This is a genomic window from Streptomyces scabichelini (genome assembly GCF_011045015.1).
GTDB classification, from domain to species: domain Bacteria; phylum Actinomycetota; class Actinomycetes; order Streptomycetales; family Streptomycetaceae; genus Streptomyces; species Streptomyces scabichelini.
This window is the reverse complement of record NZ_JAAKZY010000251.1, coordinates 1-14,566: the sequence shown is the minus strand read 5'-3', so window position 1 is coordinate 14,566 and position 14,566 is coordinate 1. Positions and strand designations below refer to the sequence as shown.

Below are 14,566 nucleotides of genomic sequence, written 5' to 3'. Positions count from 1 at the left end.
CCCACCCACCCAAGGGGCGCGGGGAACTGCGCGACCAGCCACCAACCCACCCGCACCCAACAACGAACCCAACCCGCTCAACCGCCGGGCAGGCGCACCGCCTCGTCGAACAGTGGGGACAGCAAGTCCCCGTACTCGCCCAGGCGGGCAGCCATATCCGAGGCATGGAAGGTCAGGTGGGCAGGCCGGGTGCACCCGGCGACCTCGGGCCAGGTCACCGGGGCGGAGACCATGGGGGCGGGGCGAGCCCGAAGCGTGTACGGGGTCGCCGTCGTCTTGCGGGCAGCGTTCTGGCTGAAGTCGACGAAGACCTTCGCCGGCCGAAGGCTTCGCGTCATGCGATGCGTGACCAGGCCGCCGAGGTCCGCCTCGGCCTCCCTCGCCAGGGACTTGGCGTAGGACGTGACCTCGTCGGAGGGGATCGGTTCCAGGGCGGCCAGCAGATGCAGCCCCTTGGAGCCCGACGTCTTCGCGTAGGCCCGCAGACCGTCCGCGGCCAACCGGTCGCGGAGCCACAGCGCCACCCGGCAGCATTCGACGATCGTGGCGGGCGCACCCGGGTCCAGGTCGAAGACCAGGCGGTCGGCGAGATGGGGGGTGTCCGCCCGCCACTGGGGGGTGTGGAACTCCGTGACCAGGTTCGCCGCCCACATGAGGGAGGCGAGGTTCTGGATCAGGACCATGCGGGCCGGACCCTCGGACCGCGGGACCTGGGTGGTGCTGACCCAGTCGGGCGTACCCGGCGGGACGTTCTTGGCGAAGAAGACCTGGCCGTCCGGGCCGTCGGGGTAGCGCAGGAAGGAGAGGGGGCGGTCGCGTAGGTGGGCGAGCAGGGGGTCCGCCACCGTCGCGTAGTAGTGCAGGACCTCGCCCTTGGTGAAGCCGGTCGCCGGATAGAGGACCTTGTCCAGGTTGCTCAGCGTGAGCTTTCGCCCCTCCACCTCCGTGATCGGCGTCATACGATGAGAATCCCACGTATCGGGAGAAAACGACCTGAAACGACCTGAAAGGTGTCGGACGTGAGATCCATCTGGAACGGCGCCATCTCCTTCGGCCTGGTCAGCATCCCGATCAAGCTGGTGAACGCCACCGAGCACCACTCGGTGTCCTTCCGCCAGATCCACACCGAGGACGGCGGCCGCATCCGCTACCGCAAGGTGTGCGAGCTGGAGGAACGCGAGGTCACGGCCGACGAGATCGGCAAGGGGTACGAGGAACCGGACGGCTCGATCATCCCGATCACCGACGACGATCTGGCCGCGCTGCCCCTGCCGACCGCGAAGACGATCGACATCGTCGGGTTCATCCCGGCCGAGCGCATCGATCCGCTCCAGATGGACGCCGCGTACTACCTGATGGCGAGCGGCGTTCCCGCCGCCAAGCCGTACACCCTGCTGCGCGAGGCGCTGAAGCGGAGTGGGCGGGTCGCCATCGCCAAGTTCGCGCTGCGGGGGCGGGAGCGGCTCGGGATGCTGCGGGTCGTCGAGGACGTCATCGCCATGCACGGGCTGCTGTGGCCGGACGAGGTCCGCGCCCCGGAGGTCGCCGCCCCGGAATCGAACGTCACCGTCCGCGACAAGGAACTCGACCTCGCGGACGCCCTGATGGACACCCTCGGCGAGGTCGACCTCGCCGATCTCCACGACGACTACCGCGAGGCCGTCGAGGAACTCATCGCCGCCAAGGCCTCCGGCGAGAAGGTCGCCGCTCCGCCCGCCGCCGACCGGGGCGGCAGGGTCATCGACCTCATGTCCGCCCTGGAGAACAGCGTCCGCCAGGCCCGCGTCGCCCGCGGCGAGGAGGGGGCGGAGGGAGAGGGGAAGGAGGCCGACGTCGAGCGGCTTCCCGCCCGTAAGACGGGCGCCCGCAAGACGTCTCGTACGGCTCCCAAGGAGGCCGCCGGCAAGAAGTCGACGTCCGCGGAGAAGAAGACGGCAGGGAAGAAGGCGGCCGAGAAAAAGACGTCGGCGACCAAGTCGGCGACCAAGAAGACGGCCGAGAAGAAGACCGCGGCGAAAAAGACCTCGCCCCGCAAACGAACCTCAGCTTGATCAGTGCCCCGAAGGGGACGCGCCCGAAGGGGGCGCCCTAAAGGGGCGCGGGGAACTGCGCGACCAGCCACAGACAACCCGCACTCGCCCACGAACCTAACCAACCACCCCCGTAGGCGCCCCGCCCAACCGCCGGAGGTCGTTGTTCAGGACCCCGAGCGACAGCTCCCGCAACCGCTCCGGCTCACCGATCACCTCGTACGCCGTAATCCTCCCGTCCTCCCCGAACGTGAACCTGATGGCAAGCCGCAGGCGCCCCCGCGGGGCCACGACGATGCCCACCGTGCCGTTCACGAGGGCCGGTGTGCCGAAGCGGGAGGGGCGGCCGAAGACGGTGGTGTTCCGTGCCACGGCGTCGGCGCCGCGGATCTCCGTCGGCGCGCCCGACGGGAGTACGGCCGGGTCGGCCCGGCGGACCACGTCGGGGGCGAGCACGGCGAGGAGCCCGTCGAGGTCACCGGTGCGTGCGGCGGCGAGGAACGCCTCGACGACGTGCCGGTGCCGGTGCCGGGCCGCGGAGGCGGCCGAGTCCGCGGGCGTGCCCCGGACCTTGTGGCGGGCGCGGCTGGCGAGCTTCTTCGTGGTGACCTCGGAGCGGTCCAGTACGGGTGCGATCTGGGCGAACGGGACGGCGAACAGGTCGTGCAGCACGAACGCGACCCGCTCGGCGGGGCTCAGCGTGTCCAGCACCACGAGCAGCGCACGGCCGACCGAGTCGACCCGCAGCACCTCGTCCTCCGGGGCGTCCGAGTCCTCGGGGAGTCCGTCGCCGCGCTGCCGGTCGAGGGGTTCCTCCCTGCGGGACGTACGGGAACGCAGCATGTCGAGGCAGATGCGGGAGACGACCGTACGCAGCCAGCCGGCCAGGTTGTCGACCCCGGCCACCTCGGTACGGCTGAGCCGCAGCCAGGTCTCCTGGACGGCGTCGTCCGCGTCGCTGAGCGAGCCGAGCATCCGGGCGGCGACCGCGCGCAGATGCCCGCGGTGCGCCTCGAAGAGCTCGGCAAGACCGTCGTGCTCGTGCATACGGTCACCTTTCCCCGGCCTGCCTCGTCACCTCTCTGACGTACAAGACGACGTACACGACCGCACCGAGGTGACACAGGATGCGTACGACCCTGACCTTGCCGACCGCTCTCGACCAGCCGCTGCTGCGAAGCGTGGACCTGGGGGACTTCCGGCTGCCCAACCGCGTGGTCATGGCCCCGGCGACCCGGGCTCGCGCGGCCGGCGCCGGTCTTGTGCCCACGGATCTGCATGCCGTGTACTACGGCCAGCGGGCCGGGGCCGGACTGATCGTGACCGAGGGGGCCTGGGTGAGCGAGCGGGCGATCGGCTTCGTCAATGTGCCCGGCATCTACAGCGAGGAGCAGGTCGCCGGCTGGCGGCGGGTGACGGACGTGGTGCACGCCCTCGGTGGCCGTATCGTGCTCCAGCTCTGGCACGCCGGCGCCGTCTCGCATCCCGATCTCCTCGGGGGCGAGCCGCCGGCCGGGCCGTCGGCGGTCGATCCGCGCGAGAAGGCGTTCACAAGGAGTGGGTTCAAGGAGACCGTCACTCCGCGGGAGATGAACCTCGCTGACATCGAGCGGACCGTGGCGGACTTCGGTGCCGCCTCGGCGAACGCGCGGCGCGCCGGGTTCGACGGGGTCGAGGTCGCCGCGCTCGGCGTGTACCTGTTCGCGCAGTTCCTCAACCCGCGTCTGAACCGCCGCACCGACGTGTACGGCGGCGGCCGGGCCGGGCGGCGGCGCCTGCTGCTGGAGATCGTCGACGCGGTGGCCGCGCCGTGGGACGGGCGGTGCGTCGGGGTCCGGGTGTCCCCGTACTGGGACTCGGGCGACCGTTTCCTCGCCGACGCGTCGACGCTCGCCGACTACGACGAGCTGGTGACCGCGCTGAACGACCACCCGGTCGCCTACCTCCACCTGCGCGGCCCCGACCTCACCCCGCCGGACCTCGGCTCGTTCGCCCGCTACCGGCACCGCTTCGACGGCCCGCTGATCGTCAACAACGGCTTCGACCGCGCCACCGCGAACGCCGCCGTGGAGTCGGGCACCGCCGACGCCGTCTCCTTCGCCCGCCACTTCATCGCCAACCCCGACCTCGTCACCCGCTTCGCCCTGGACCGGGACCTGACGGACGGCGACCCCGCCACGTACTACAGCGGCGGGGCCGAGGGCTATGTCGACTATCCGGTGAGCGGGTGACGCGGGCCTTCCCGAGGGGCGGCCCGGTTCGTCAGCGCGTGCCGTGTCGCATCTCCCGTGGGCTCACCCCGAAGCGCTGACGGAAGGCCGTGCTGAGGCTGCTGGCGGAGGAGAAGCCCGAGGAGTACGCCAGGTCCGTGATCGTCAAGTGGTCGCATTCGTGGCACTGGAGGCGGTCGCGGACCATGCGGAGGCGTTCCTCGCGGATCAGTTCGCGTGGGGTCGTGCCGACGCGCTGGAGGGCCAGCTGGATCTGGCGCAACGACCAGCCGAGGGCGCGGGCCATGGAGGTGCCCGTCAGACCGGGATCGGCGGCGTGCTCGCGTACGTAGCGGCGGACCATGGCCTCGACCTCCGTGAGATGGCCCGAGGCGTCAGGGCGGTCGTCCTGTGCGGCGAGCATGCACAGCAGCTCGACGATGCGGTCGGAGACGGCGTTGAACTCGGTGGCCGTGAGATGGTCGCGCTCGTCGGACAGGCTCCGCAGCATGGTCTGGACGATGCGGCCGAGCCCGGTGGTCAGATCGAGGCCGGTGGCCAGCGGCGACTTGCGGTTCAGCGGGCCGTCGATCTCCCGGGCGGGTATGGAGAAGATCATTCCCCGCAGCGAGGCGTCGTGCAGCAACTCGAAGGGCTCGCCCAGTGTCAGCAGGCTGCCCGTGCCCGGGGTCAGCCGCGCCTCCTGGTCGCCCTGGCGCAGTACCGCCTCCCCGGAGAGCGGCAGGATGAACCGGTAGTCCGGGTCGGGCTCCTGGCGCACCAGGCGCGGCGTACGTTTGTACGCGATCTGGTCGCACTGCCAGTGGACGAGCTGATAGGCGTCGGTGCGCTGCCGGGTCGACCAGCCGCGGAAGGTCTCGGGGTCGGGGTTGGCGTATCTGAAGTCCATCGACGTCTGGAGCGCCTGGATGTGCTCGCTCCAGAAGTCGGTCCGCTCACGCGGATCCACCTCGCCAGTTGTCTGTGACTCCACGATGTAGCTTCCCGCGGGCAATGCTCTTCCTCCGCCACAGAGTGTCCCGGCCGTCGCCGCAGACAGTCTTCTCCCGGCTTCAACTGGGCTGTCGGCAACGGCAGTTACAGGCAGTAAATCTAGTGCATGCGCTCCGCTTCCGTGGTCGATGGGCCGAACATCGGGCGCATGTGCACTCTGTGGCAAGTGGTGCGCCTGTGGGCAACTTCCCTGCGCGTCCGGAAAAGTGTGCGCGCCCCCGCTGAGCTACCGTCTGGCGCTCCGCCAACTCACGCCCGCCTTTGAGGACTTCTGAGGATCCATGAAAGAACTGGTACCGGAGGCGGTGTTCGGATGCGTGGCCGTCGGCCTGCTCGCCGTCACCGTGCTGCTGGTGCGCCAGCGCGGGATCACCGCGCGGCTGCGCCGGCGCAACGCCGAGCTGTCGGAGGACCTGCGGTCCCGGGAAGAGGAGGTACGGCACCTCGTGGCCGTACGCCTCCCGGCACTTGAAGACCACGGTTCCCGGCAGTCCGTTCCCGGCCTCGGACTGCTCGACGCCCGGCTGTCCGGCACCGGCTTCGCGAAGGCCCTCGACCATGTGCTGGAGCGGTTCTCCACGGCGGTGGAGCACGCGCAGGCCCGCGCCGACCAGTCAGCGAAGGCCGCCCTCCAGTCGTCGATGCGCTCCATCCAGGCCCTGGCCAACGAGCAGCAGGTCGCCATCTCCGAGATGCAGGACCGGCACGACCGCCCCGACGTGCTGCGCGACCTGCTCGAGATCGACCACGCCAACGCCCAGTTCGGCCGCCGCGCCCAGGCCATCGCCGTACTGTGCGGATCCTGGCCGGGCCGCCAGCGCACCACCTCCGCGCTGATCGACGTCGTACGCGGCGCCACCTCCCGCATCCGCGACTACCGGCGCATCCAGATCCACGGCCAGGCCGACATCGCCGTGGAGAGCCGGGCCGTGGAGCCGGTCGTGCTCGCCATCGCCGAGCTGCTCGACAACGCCGCCCGCCACTCGCAGCCCAACACCAAGGTCGAGGTCAACGTCCAGACCGTGCACAACGGCGCCTGTGTGGTGGTCGACGACGCGGGCGTCGGCATGGACGGCACGGCGACGGAACGCGCCGCCGCACTGCTCTCCGGCCGCCACACGGTGGACGTCACCCGGCTCGACGACCCGCCCCAGTTCGGCTTCGCCGTCATCGGCGTGCTCGCCGCGCGCTACGGGTTCAGCGTCTCCGCGGACACGCGCTCCCCGTACGGCGGTGTCCGCACCGTGGTGTTCCTGCCGTCCGCCCTGCTCACGCACCGGGACACCGCGCAGGAGCTGCCACCCGTGACCGTTCCGCCGGCCCGCCGCACGCCCGAACCCGCCGTATCGGAAAAACCTGCGGTATCGGAGAAACCTGCCGTATCGGAAAAACGCGAACCCGTGCCCGCGCACGAAGCGGCCCGACCCGCACCTGAGCCCGCGCCGCGTCGGCCCCGCCCTGCCGAGACGATCACGGCTGAGGGGACCACCGCCGGCGGACTCCCCAAGCGCCGCCGCCGCGCCCCGCAGGCGCAGCAGCGGCCCGCCGCCGAACAGCCCGCGCCCGCACCCCTCGAGGACTCCGCCGCCCGCTCGGCCGAGGAGACCGCCCGCCGCATCGGTGCGTTCGCGCGCGGCACCCGGCACGGCCGCGCGGCCCAGGAGGACGCACCCGACGCAGCCGACGCCGCCGACCCGGTCGACGTACAGGACCTTCCCGCCACCCCCCACGAAGACGAAGGGAACACCCACGGATGATCGAGCCCACGAACAACGAGTTGGGCTGGATGCTCGATGAGGTTCTGAAGGTCCCTGAGGCGCGGCACGCGATCCTGCTCTCGGCCGACGGCATGCTGCGGGCCCACTCCGCGGACATCGGCAGGGACGACGCCGAGCGGCTCGCCGCGGGACTCTCCGGTGTCCAGTCGATCAGCCGCAGCACGGCCGAGTTCTGCGGCAGTCCCGACACCCCGTGGCGGCAGACCCTGATCGAGTTCGCGCACGGTTACGTCTTCCTCGTCGCCGCCGGAGAAGGCGCCTATCTCGCGGTGTCCACCACCGAGCACGTGGACATGGAGGCCGTCTCGTACCGCATGCACAAACTGGTGGACCGGCTCGGCCAGGTGCTGGTCAGCCCGGCCCGGTGGGACACCGGCAGCCCGGCATGACAGCGGCCAGGCGCCCCGGAGACCGGCTGGTACGGCCGTACGTCGTCACGGACGGCCGCTCCCAGCCCACCCGCAACACCCTGGACCTGGTCACCCTGCTGATCGCCGCCGACGATCTGCCGCTGACCGGACTGAGCCCGGAGAAGCGGGCGCTGATGGAGCTGTGCAGGCCCGGCGCGCTGTCGGTCGCCGAGGTGGCCGGTCATCTGCAGCTGCCGGTCAGCGTCACCAAGGTGCTGATCGCCGACCTCATGGACAGCGGCCACATCGTCACCCGCGCCCCCATCCCGTCCGCCCGGCCGACCGAGGCCCGCATCCTCCAGGAGGTTCTTGATGGGCTCCGCGCCCGCCTCTGAAGACTTCGCCTCCGAAGGCGCAGCCTCCGGCGACGTATGCGCCGTGTCCGAGAACGTCTATCTCCCGCGCAGCGTGCAGACAGCCGCCAAGCTCCTGGTCGTCGGCCACTTCGCGGTCGGCAAGACCACCTTCGTCGGCGCGCTGTCCGAGATCCGGCCGCTGCGCACGGAGGAGGTGATGACGCAGGCCGGCGCGCTCGTCGACGACCTGGCGGGCACCAAGGACAAGACGACCACCACGGTCGCCCTCGACTTCGGCCGGCTCACCCTCAACGACAGCCTGGTGCTCTACCTCTTCGGCACCCCCGGCCAGCAGCGCTTCACCGAACTGTGGCAGGACATGACCCGCGGCGCGCTCGGCGCGCTCGTCCTCGCCGACACCCGGCGCCTCGGCCAGTCCTTCGACGTCATGGGCGTACTGGAAGAGCTGGGCCTGCCGTACGCGGTCGCCCTGAACGAGTTCGACGACGCCCCCGGGCACGATCTGGCCGAGGTCCGCGAGGCGCTCGACCTGCTCCCCGAGACCCCCCTCGTGCGCTGCGACGCCCGCGACCGTGTCTCCTCCACGCGGGCGCTCATCGCCCTCGTCGAGTACCTCCTGACCCGCACCACCGACACCAGTGACAGCGAACTGGAGCACGCGTGACGTCCGACGCCCCCGTCCCGCCCAAGGGCTGCCCCTTCCACGAGCCGATGTACGGCCCCGGCTTCGCCGCCGACCCGGCCGCCGTCTACCGCAAGCTGCGTACGCAGGGACCCACCGCCCCGGTCGAGCTGGCCCCCGGCGTCCAGGCCACCCTCGTCACGAGCTACGAAGCCGCCCTGCACGTCCTGCGCAGCCCGGAGACCTTCTCCAAGGACGCCCGCCGCTGGCGCGACCTGGCCGACGGCACCGTCCCCATGGACAGCCCGGTCGTGCCGATGATGGCGTACCGGCCGAACGCGCTGTTCAGCGACGGTGAGGAACACCGGCGGCTGCGCGGGGCCATCACCGACAGCCTGGCGCGCATCGAGCCGAACACGCTGCGCGGATACGTCGAGCGCAGCGCCGACACGCTCATCGACCGGATCGCGCCGCGCGGCGAGGCGGACCTCCACGGCGAGTACGCCCAGGTCATGCCGCTGCTGGTGATCAACCGCCTGTTCGGCTGCCCGCCCGACCTCAGTGAACGCATGGTGGCGGGCATGTCAGCGATCTTCGACGGCGTGGACGCGGAGAAGGCGAACGAGCAGCTCACCATGGCCCTGCTCGACCTGATCGCGCTCAAGCGCGCGACGCCGGGCCCGGACGTGACGTCGTGGCTGATGGCCCACCCCGCGGGCCTCAACGACGAGGAGATGGTCCATGAACTCGTCGTCCTCATGGGCGCAGGCACCGAACCCCAGCAGAACCTGATCGCGAACAGCCTGCGGCTGCTGCTGTCCGACGACCGGTTCGCGGGCAGCCTCGGCGGCGGCAGCCTGCCCGTGGAGGACGCCCTCGACGAGGTCCTGTGGACCGACCCGCCGATGGCCAACTACGCCGTGCACTACCCGATCCGGGACGTGGTGTACGAGGGCAGGCTGCTGCGGGCGGGCGACCCGCTCGTCGTCAGTCTCGCCGCCGCGAATACGGATCCGGCCCTGACGGCCGACCAACGCGCGGGAAACCGCGCCCACTTGGCGTGGAGCGCGGGTCCCCACAACTGCCCCGCCCAGAGCCCGGCCCGGCTGATCGCGGCGGTGGCCGTCGAGAAGCTGCTCGACCGGCTGCCGGACGTGGAACTGGCGGTGCCGGTCGACCAACTCGAGTGGCGACCCGGCCCGTTCCACCGGGCGCTGGCCTCGCTGCCGGTGCGGTTTCCGCCGGCTGCGGTCAGCTCCCGTACCGGGGGCACGGCAGCTTCGTACGCCGCGGCAGCTTCGTACGTGCCGCCCCCGGTGTACACGAGTGACCCGGTGGCCCCTGCGGAGCCCGTGCCCACCCGCCCGACGGGTGGCTGGGCACGGCTGAAGGCCTGGTGGCGCGGGGAGTGATCAGGCTCCCGCGTCGGGGCGTACGGCGTCTGGGCGTACAGCGTTGAGGCGTGCGGGAAGGCGGCGGTGCCCGTTGGAGATGAAGGACTCCACCGGCATCAACTCCTCGTCCGGTACGGCGAGTTGAACGCCGGGGAAGCGTTCGAAGAGCGCCGGGAGCGCGATGCGGGCCTCCATGCGGCCCAGCGGCGCGCCCAGGCAGAAGTGCACGCCGTGGCCGAAGGCGAGGTGCTCCTTGTTGAGCCGGGTGACGTCGAAGCGGTCGGCGTCCGCCCCGTACTGCTCGGGATTGCGCCCGGCGGCGGCATACGCGGCGAGGATCGCCTCGCCCTTGCCGATCACCATGCCGTCCGGGCCGCCGAGTTCACCGAGGGCCAGCTCCTCCACGGCGTACCGCAACGGCAGGCTGGCCACCGGTGCCCGGACCCGTAACGTCTCCTCGATGACGTCGTCCCACGAGGCGCGGCCCGCGCGGACGTGCGCGAGCTGTTCGGGGTGGGTGAGCAGGCCGTGAATGGCGTTGTCGATGAGGTTGACCGTGGTCTCGTGCCCTGCGCTGATCATCAGCACCAGGGTGTCGAGCAGTTCCTGCTCGCTCAGCCGCGTGTCGCCCTCGTCGTCGCGTGCCGCGATGAGGCCGGAGGTCAGGTCGTCGCCCGGTGACTCCCGCTTCCCGGCGACGAGTTCGCCGAGCACGGCGTACAACCGGGTGTAGGTGTCGGTGACTTCCTCGGGAGTCGCGGCGGTGTGGAAGAGGCCGTCCACGACGGCCCGCATCTCCGCGCCCTTCTCCTCGGGCAGCCCGAACAGCTCGCTGATCACCTGGATCGGCAGCGGATAGCAGAACTCCTCACGCAGATCGACCAGTTCGCCCTTCCGACCCGCCTCGTCGATCCGGTCGAGCAGCGATTCGGTGATCTCCTCGATACGCGGCCGCAGCGCGGCGGTGCGGCGTGCGGTGAACGCCTTGGAGACGAGGGTGCGCAGCCGTTTGTGCTCACCGCCGTACGCCGTGAACATGTTCTGCACCGCGACCCAGGTGAACAGCGGCCACTCCGGGGAGATCTCCCCGTTGATCCAGACGGGCCAGTGCTGCCGCGGGTCCTTGGACACGCGGGGGTCGGTGAGCAGGCGCTTCAGCAGTTCCGTACTGCTGACCGCCCATGCCTCCACACCGCCGGGGAGTTCGACGCGTGTCACCGGCCCGCGCTCCCGTATCCGCGCCGCCTCGCCGTGAATGTCACGACCGGACGGATCGATGACGATGGAGCCCTGAGCTGAGTCCTGCACTGTCATGGAAGCCTCCCGAGACTCGAACCACTCGAACCACTCGAACCACTCGAACCACTCGAACCCGCTCGACCACTCGCATCGGTGGAGCTGATCGAACGCCGATACGGGGAGTGACGTTACGCGGCGGTAGTGTTCCTGAACGAGACCGCCCGAGCCGCACTGCGCATGCCCACAAGTTCCCTACGCGTACTGGCAAGTCGCAGGCGTGCCCCCGCTCTAGGGTCGTGCCACCCGGCCGGCGGAGAGGTGGTGACAGCCGTGTCCGTCAGCAACGCCCCGAGGTGGCTCCAACCCGTCGGCCCAGGCGTACGCACCCTGCCCGCGGGCGAGTGGTGGGACGCGGTGCGAGTCCCGCTGGCCCTGGGCGTACGCACCCTGGAAGAGCTGGGCAACGCCACGGGAGCCGTCATCGAGGACTCCTACGGCACCACGCTCTACTGGCTGATCCCTCCGGGCTCCGCGACCGACTGGAACGTCCCGCCGGCCCAGATCCTGGGCTCCGGCTGCCACTTGGCGGTCCCACCCCCGCACCGCACGCGGGCCCCCGGCCTCCACTGGCGCGTCGTCCCGACCCGCACCCGCCACTGGACCAACCCGACGACGCTCCACCGGGCCCTGCGCACAGCCCTCTCCTGAACTCCCGCCCCGGGCCGATCCTGAGCCCGGCCCGGGGTGGGCCCTCTCGCTGACGGAATCGCTGCGGAATCGCTACCGGAACCGCTGACGGAATCGCTAACGGAAGAGCCGGGTCGGCACGGCCGCGGCCAGGGTGCGGTAGCCGTCCGGGTTGAGGTGGAGCCCGTCGCCGTCGTGGAGTTCGGTGCGCAGGCGCGCCGGGTCGGCCGGGTCGCGGACCGCGCGGTCGAAGTCGATGACCGCGTCGAACCGGCCGCCCGTGCGGATCCAGGTGTTGACCTCCTGCCGCGCCGCCTCCCGGTGCCCGGCGGGGTCGTCGTAGGGGACGTTGCCACCGAAGGGCGTCAGCGTCGCGCCGTACACGCGGATGCCCTGGGCGTGTGCGCGCACGACGATCTGCTCGTACGCGGCGATCAGCTCGGCGGCGACGCGTTGCTGGGCCGCCGGGGTGGCCTCGGCCGTACCGATGTCGTTGACGCCCTCGAAGACGATCAGCCAGTCGACACCGCTGCGGGCCAGCACGTCCCGGTCGAGGCGGGCGAGGAGGTTGGGGCCGAGACCGTCGTCGAGTACGCGGTTGCCGCCGGCGGCCTGGTTCAGCACGGCGACGTCGGCGGTGGCGGGCCGGTCCCTGAGCCGGTCGAGGAACTGGTCCGGCCAGCGGTTGTTGCCGTTGGTGGTGGAACCGCGGCCGTCGGTGAGCGAGTCACCCACGACGGCCGCCGCCGCGGTGCCTTCGGCGGAGAGGACCTCGACGTCGCTCAGCAGATACCAGTGGTCGACGGGCGTCGCCCCGGGCAGGTTCGTCTCCCGCGTGTGGTCGCCTTTCTGGAGGTACGAGGTGGTGCGGGAGCCCGGGTGCGAGGTGAGCGCGAGCGACGCCTGTCCTTCGGCGAGGTAAGTCGTCACGGTCAGGTTGGACGCGGGACGGAGGCCGAAGTCCAGCGGATCGGAGACCAGTTGGGCCCCGACGGGGACGGTCGCGGACGCGCGCCCGCCGAACGTCACCTGGCGCAGGGTGCCGGGCTCGATGGCGTCGACCCCGGCCCGCCCGTCCAGCGGAAGCGCCACGGTCACCGCCGTGAGAGGGAGCCGGGTCTCACCGAAGGCGTTGGAGAACCGCAGCCGGACGGAGCCGCCGCCGGTGGACACATGAACGGTCTGCCGCAGCGTGGTGTCGACCAGGACGGCGTCCTCCCCGGTGAACGGCGGGGGCGGCATGTTGTGCGGCTCGGTGAGCTGCGGCATGGCGGTCCAGGTGTTCACCCAGTGCCGGCCGGCCCCTCCGCTCGTGTCCTCGGCCCCCACCGGGGACGACGTCGCGACGACGGTGAGCACGAGACCGAGTACGAGACCGAGTACGAGAGCGACCGCGCCGGCCAACTGGGCGAACGGCGCCCTTCCCGACGACTTCACTGGCACGCCTTGCCGTTGAGCGTGAAGGCACCGGGAGCGGCCGTGGTGCCGTTGTGGCCGGCCTGATAGCCGATGGTGACGCTCGCGCCCGGGGCGATCGTGCCGTTGTAGGCGGCGTTGGTGGCGGTCACGGCTCCGCTCGCGGGGCTGTACGTGGCGCCCCAGCCGTTGGTGATGCTCTGTCCGGAGGGCAGGGTGAAGCCCAACTGCCAGCCGTTGACGGCCGTCGTGCCGGTGTTGGTGATCGTCACGGAGGCGGTCAGACCGGTGCTCCAGGCGTTGGTGGTGACGGCCACCCGGCAGGCCCCCGGCTGTGGTTGAGGCGCCGGGCCCGTGCTGTCCAGGCCGAAGAACGTGAGCACGCGGGCCGCCATGCCTGAGGCGATCAGGTTGTGCCCGACGCCCTGGAGGCTGATGGCCTCGACGGGCGCCTGGTCACCGGTGGAGCCGTAGCGGGTGCGGGTCCAGCCGGCCTGGGGCGAGTCGGTGCGGGCGGGCGTCTGGCCGACACCCTGTACATTCGTCCACTGCTTGATCTGTTCCCCGAAGTTGGGGTAGCGCAGGACGTCGTCCTCGGTGCCGTGCCAGATCTGCATACGCGGCCGGGGCCCGGTGTAGCCGGGGTGGGCGGCGCGGGCGATGTCGCCCCACTCCTGCGGCGTGCGCGTGATGTCGCCGTTCGAGCAGTCGCTGTTCCACTCCGACCCGTCGGTGGTGGCGAAACAGCCGAACGGCACCCCCGAGAACGCGGCGCCCGCCGCGAACACATCGGGGTAGTCGCCCAGCAGGACGTTGGTCATCATCGCTCCGGAGGAGACGCCGGTGGCGTAGATCCTGCTGGTGTCCGCGTCATAGGTACGGGTGACCCAGTCGACCATGGACTTGATGCCCACCGGGTCGCTGCCGCCGCCGCGGCGCAGCGCCTGGGGCGAGGAGACGTCGAAGCACTTGCTGCTCCGGGTGACGGACGGGTAGACGACGATGAACCCGTAGCGGTCGGCCAGCGAGCGGTACTCGGTGCCGTTGTAGAAGTCGGGACCGGAGCCTGTGCACCAGTGCACGCCGACCAAGACCGCCGGGTTCGGGGTGACGCTGTCCGGCACGTACAGGTACATCTGGAGGTTGCTGGGGTTGCTGCCGAAGTTCGTGATCTCGGTGAGGGCGGCGGCGGGGGCCTCCGTACGGGCGGAGGCGGCGGGCGCGGTGAGGAACGTGGCCGCGAGTAACGGCACCAGCGCGCCGAGGAGCGCGACAAGTACCGAACGCAGCGGTCTCCTCCGGGTGTTGCGGGCAGACGTGAACACGTCGTTGTCCCTTCGTGGTCGCGGCTCTGGCAGGACGTCGTTCGAAGGAGCCCCCGGGGCATCGTGACATGAACACGCCGCCCATGGAAGCGCTCCCACGGGAGCACTCCGCTCGGTTACGGGG

14 protein-coding genes are annotated in these 14,566 nt (G+C 71.0%); 8 read left to right on the top strand and 6 right to left on the bottom strand.

The window, feature by feature from the left end; genetic code table 11:
* Positions 1 to 77: 77 nt before the first annotated feature.
* A complete protein-coding gene (gene ligD, locus G5C60_RS43765; RefSeq protein ID WP_165268609.1) occupies positions 78 to 959 on the bottom strand; it encodes a non-homologous end-joining DNA ligase in 882 nt (293 codons plus the stop codon).
* A 60-nt stretch (positions 960 to 1,019) separates the two neighbouring features.
* Here ligD and ku point away from each other — a divergent pair, with 60 nt between their 5' ends.
* A complete protein-coding gene (ku, locus tag G5C60_RS43760; protein WP_165268607.1) occupies positions 1,020 to 2,051 on the top strand; it encodes a non-homologous end joining protein Ku in 1,032 nt (343 codons plus the stop codon).
* 96 nt (positions 2,052 to 2,147) lie between these two features.
* Here ku and G5C60_RS43755 read toward each other — a convergent pair whose 3' ends face one another.
* Complete coding sequence (locus G5C60_RS43755) at positions 2,148 to 3,077, bottom strand: sigma-70 family RNA polymerase sigma factor (RefSeq protein ID WP_165268605.1); 930 nt, start codon at positions 3,075 to 3,077, stop codon at positions 2,148 to 2,150.
* An 80-nt stretch (positions 3,078 to 3,157) separates the two neighbouring features.
* Here G5C60_RS43755 and G5C60_RS43750 point away from each other — a divergent pair, with 80 nt between their 5' ends.
* On the top strand, positions 3,158 to 4,261 hold the full coding sequence (locus G5C60_RS43750; RefSeq protein ID WP_165268603.1) for an oxidoreductase: 1,104 nt from the start codon (positions 3,158 to 3,160) through the stop codon (positions 4,259 to 4,261).
* Between the two features lie 31 nt (positions 4,262 to 4,292).
* Here the strand turns inward: G5C60_RS43750 and G5C60_RS43745 are convergent, their stop codons facing one another.
* The gene (locus tag G5C60_RS43745) at positions 4,293 to 5,234 is read right to left on the bottom strand and encodes an AraC-like ligand-binding domain-containing protein (protein ID WP_165268601.1); all 942 of its coding nucleotides are present in this window, start codon (positions 5,232 to 5,234) and stop codon (positions 4,293 to 4,295) included.
* Positions 5,235 to 5,535: 301 nt separating this feature from the next.
* Between G5C60_RS43745 and G5C60_RS43740 the strand changes: the two genes are divergently transcribed.
* The 5 genes from G5C60_RS43740 to G5C60_RS43720 are packed head-to-tail and all read left to right on the top strand — an operon-like array spanning position 5,536 to position 9,793.
* Complete coding sequence (locus tag G5C60_RS43740; protein ID WP_165268599.1) at positions 5,536 to 7,011, top strand: ATP-binding protein; 1,476 nt, start codon at positions 5,536 to 5,538, stop codon at positions 7,009 to 7,011.
* The gene (locus tag G5C60_RS43735) at positions 7,008 to 7,421 is read left to right on the top strand and encodes a roadblock/LC7 domain-containing protein (protein ID WP_165268597.1); all 414 of its coding nucleotides are present in this window, start codon (positions 7,008 to 7,010) and stop codon (positions 7,419 to 7,421) included. Before G5C60_RS43740 ends, G5C60_RS43735 begins: the two co-directional genes overlap by 4 nt.
* On the top strand, positions 7,418 to 7,777 hold the full coding sequence (locus tag G5C60_RS43730) for a DUF742 domain-containing protein (RefSeq protein WP_165268595.1): 360 nt from the start codon (positions 7,418 to 7,420) through the stop codon (positions 7,775 to 7,777). Before G5C60_RS43735 ends, G5C60_RS43730 begins: the two co-directional genes overlap by 4 nt.
* A complete protein-coding gene (locus G5C60_RS43725; RefSeq protein ID WP_165268593.1) occupies positions 7,755 to 8,423 on the top strand; it encodes a GTP-binding protein in 669 nt (222 codons plus the stop codon). The genes G5C60_RS43730 and G5C60_RS43725 overlap by 23 nt, the downstream gene beginning before the upstream one ends.
* Positions 8,424 to 8,470: 47 nt before the next feature.
* Complete coding sequence (locus G5C60_RS43720; RefSeq protein WP_165268615.1) at positions 8,471 to 9,793, top strand: cytochrome P450; 1,323 nt, start codon at positions 8,471 to 8,473, stop codon at positions 9,791 to 9,793.
* Here the strand turns inward: G5C60_RS43720 and G5C60_RS43715 are convergent, their stop codons facing one another.
* Complete coding sequence (locus G5C60_RS43715) at positions 9,794 to 11,089, bottom strand: cytochrome P450 family protein (RefSeq protein ID WP_165268591.1); 1,296 nt, start codon at positions 11,087 to 11,089, stop codon at positions 9,794 to 9,796.
* Positions 11,090 to 11,344: 255 nt separating this feature from the next.
* Between G5C60_RS43715 and G5C60_RS43710 the strand changes: the two genes are divergently transcribed.
* On the top strand, positions 11,345 to 11,722 hold the full coding sequence (locus G5C60_RS43710; protein ID WP_338146094.1) for a hypothetical protein: 378 nt from the start codon (positions 11,345 to 11,347) through the stop codon (positions 11,720 to 11,722).
* A 96-nt stretch (positions 11,723 to 11,818) separates the two neighbouring features.
* Here G5C60_RS43710 and G5C60_RS43705 read toward each other — a convergent pair whose 3' ends face one another.
* On the bottom strand, positions 11,819 to 13,060 hold the full coding sequence (locus G5C60_RS43705) for an SGNH/GDSL hydrolase family protein (RefSeq protein WP_338146095.1): 1,242 nt from the start codon (positions 13,058 to 13,060) through the stop codon (positions 11,819 to 11,821).
* A gap of 74 nt (positions 13,061 to 13,134) precedes the next feature.
* Positions 13,135 to 14,442: an extracellular catalytic domain type 1 short-chain-length polyhydroxyalkanoate depolymerase gene (locus tag G5C60_RS43700; RefSeq protein WP_165268589.1), complete on the bottom strand. Its 1,308-nt coding sequence runs from the start codon at positions 14,440 to 14,442 to the stop codon at positions 13,135 to 13,137.
* Between the last annotated feature and the right edge of the window lie 124 nt (positions 14,443 to 14,566).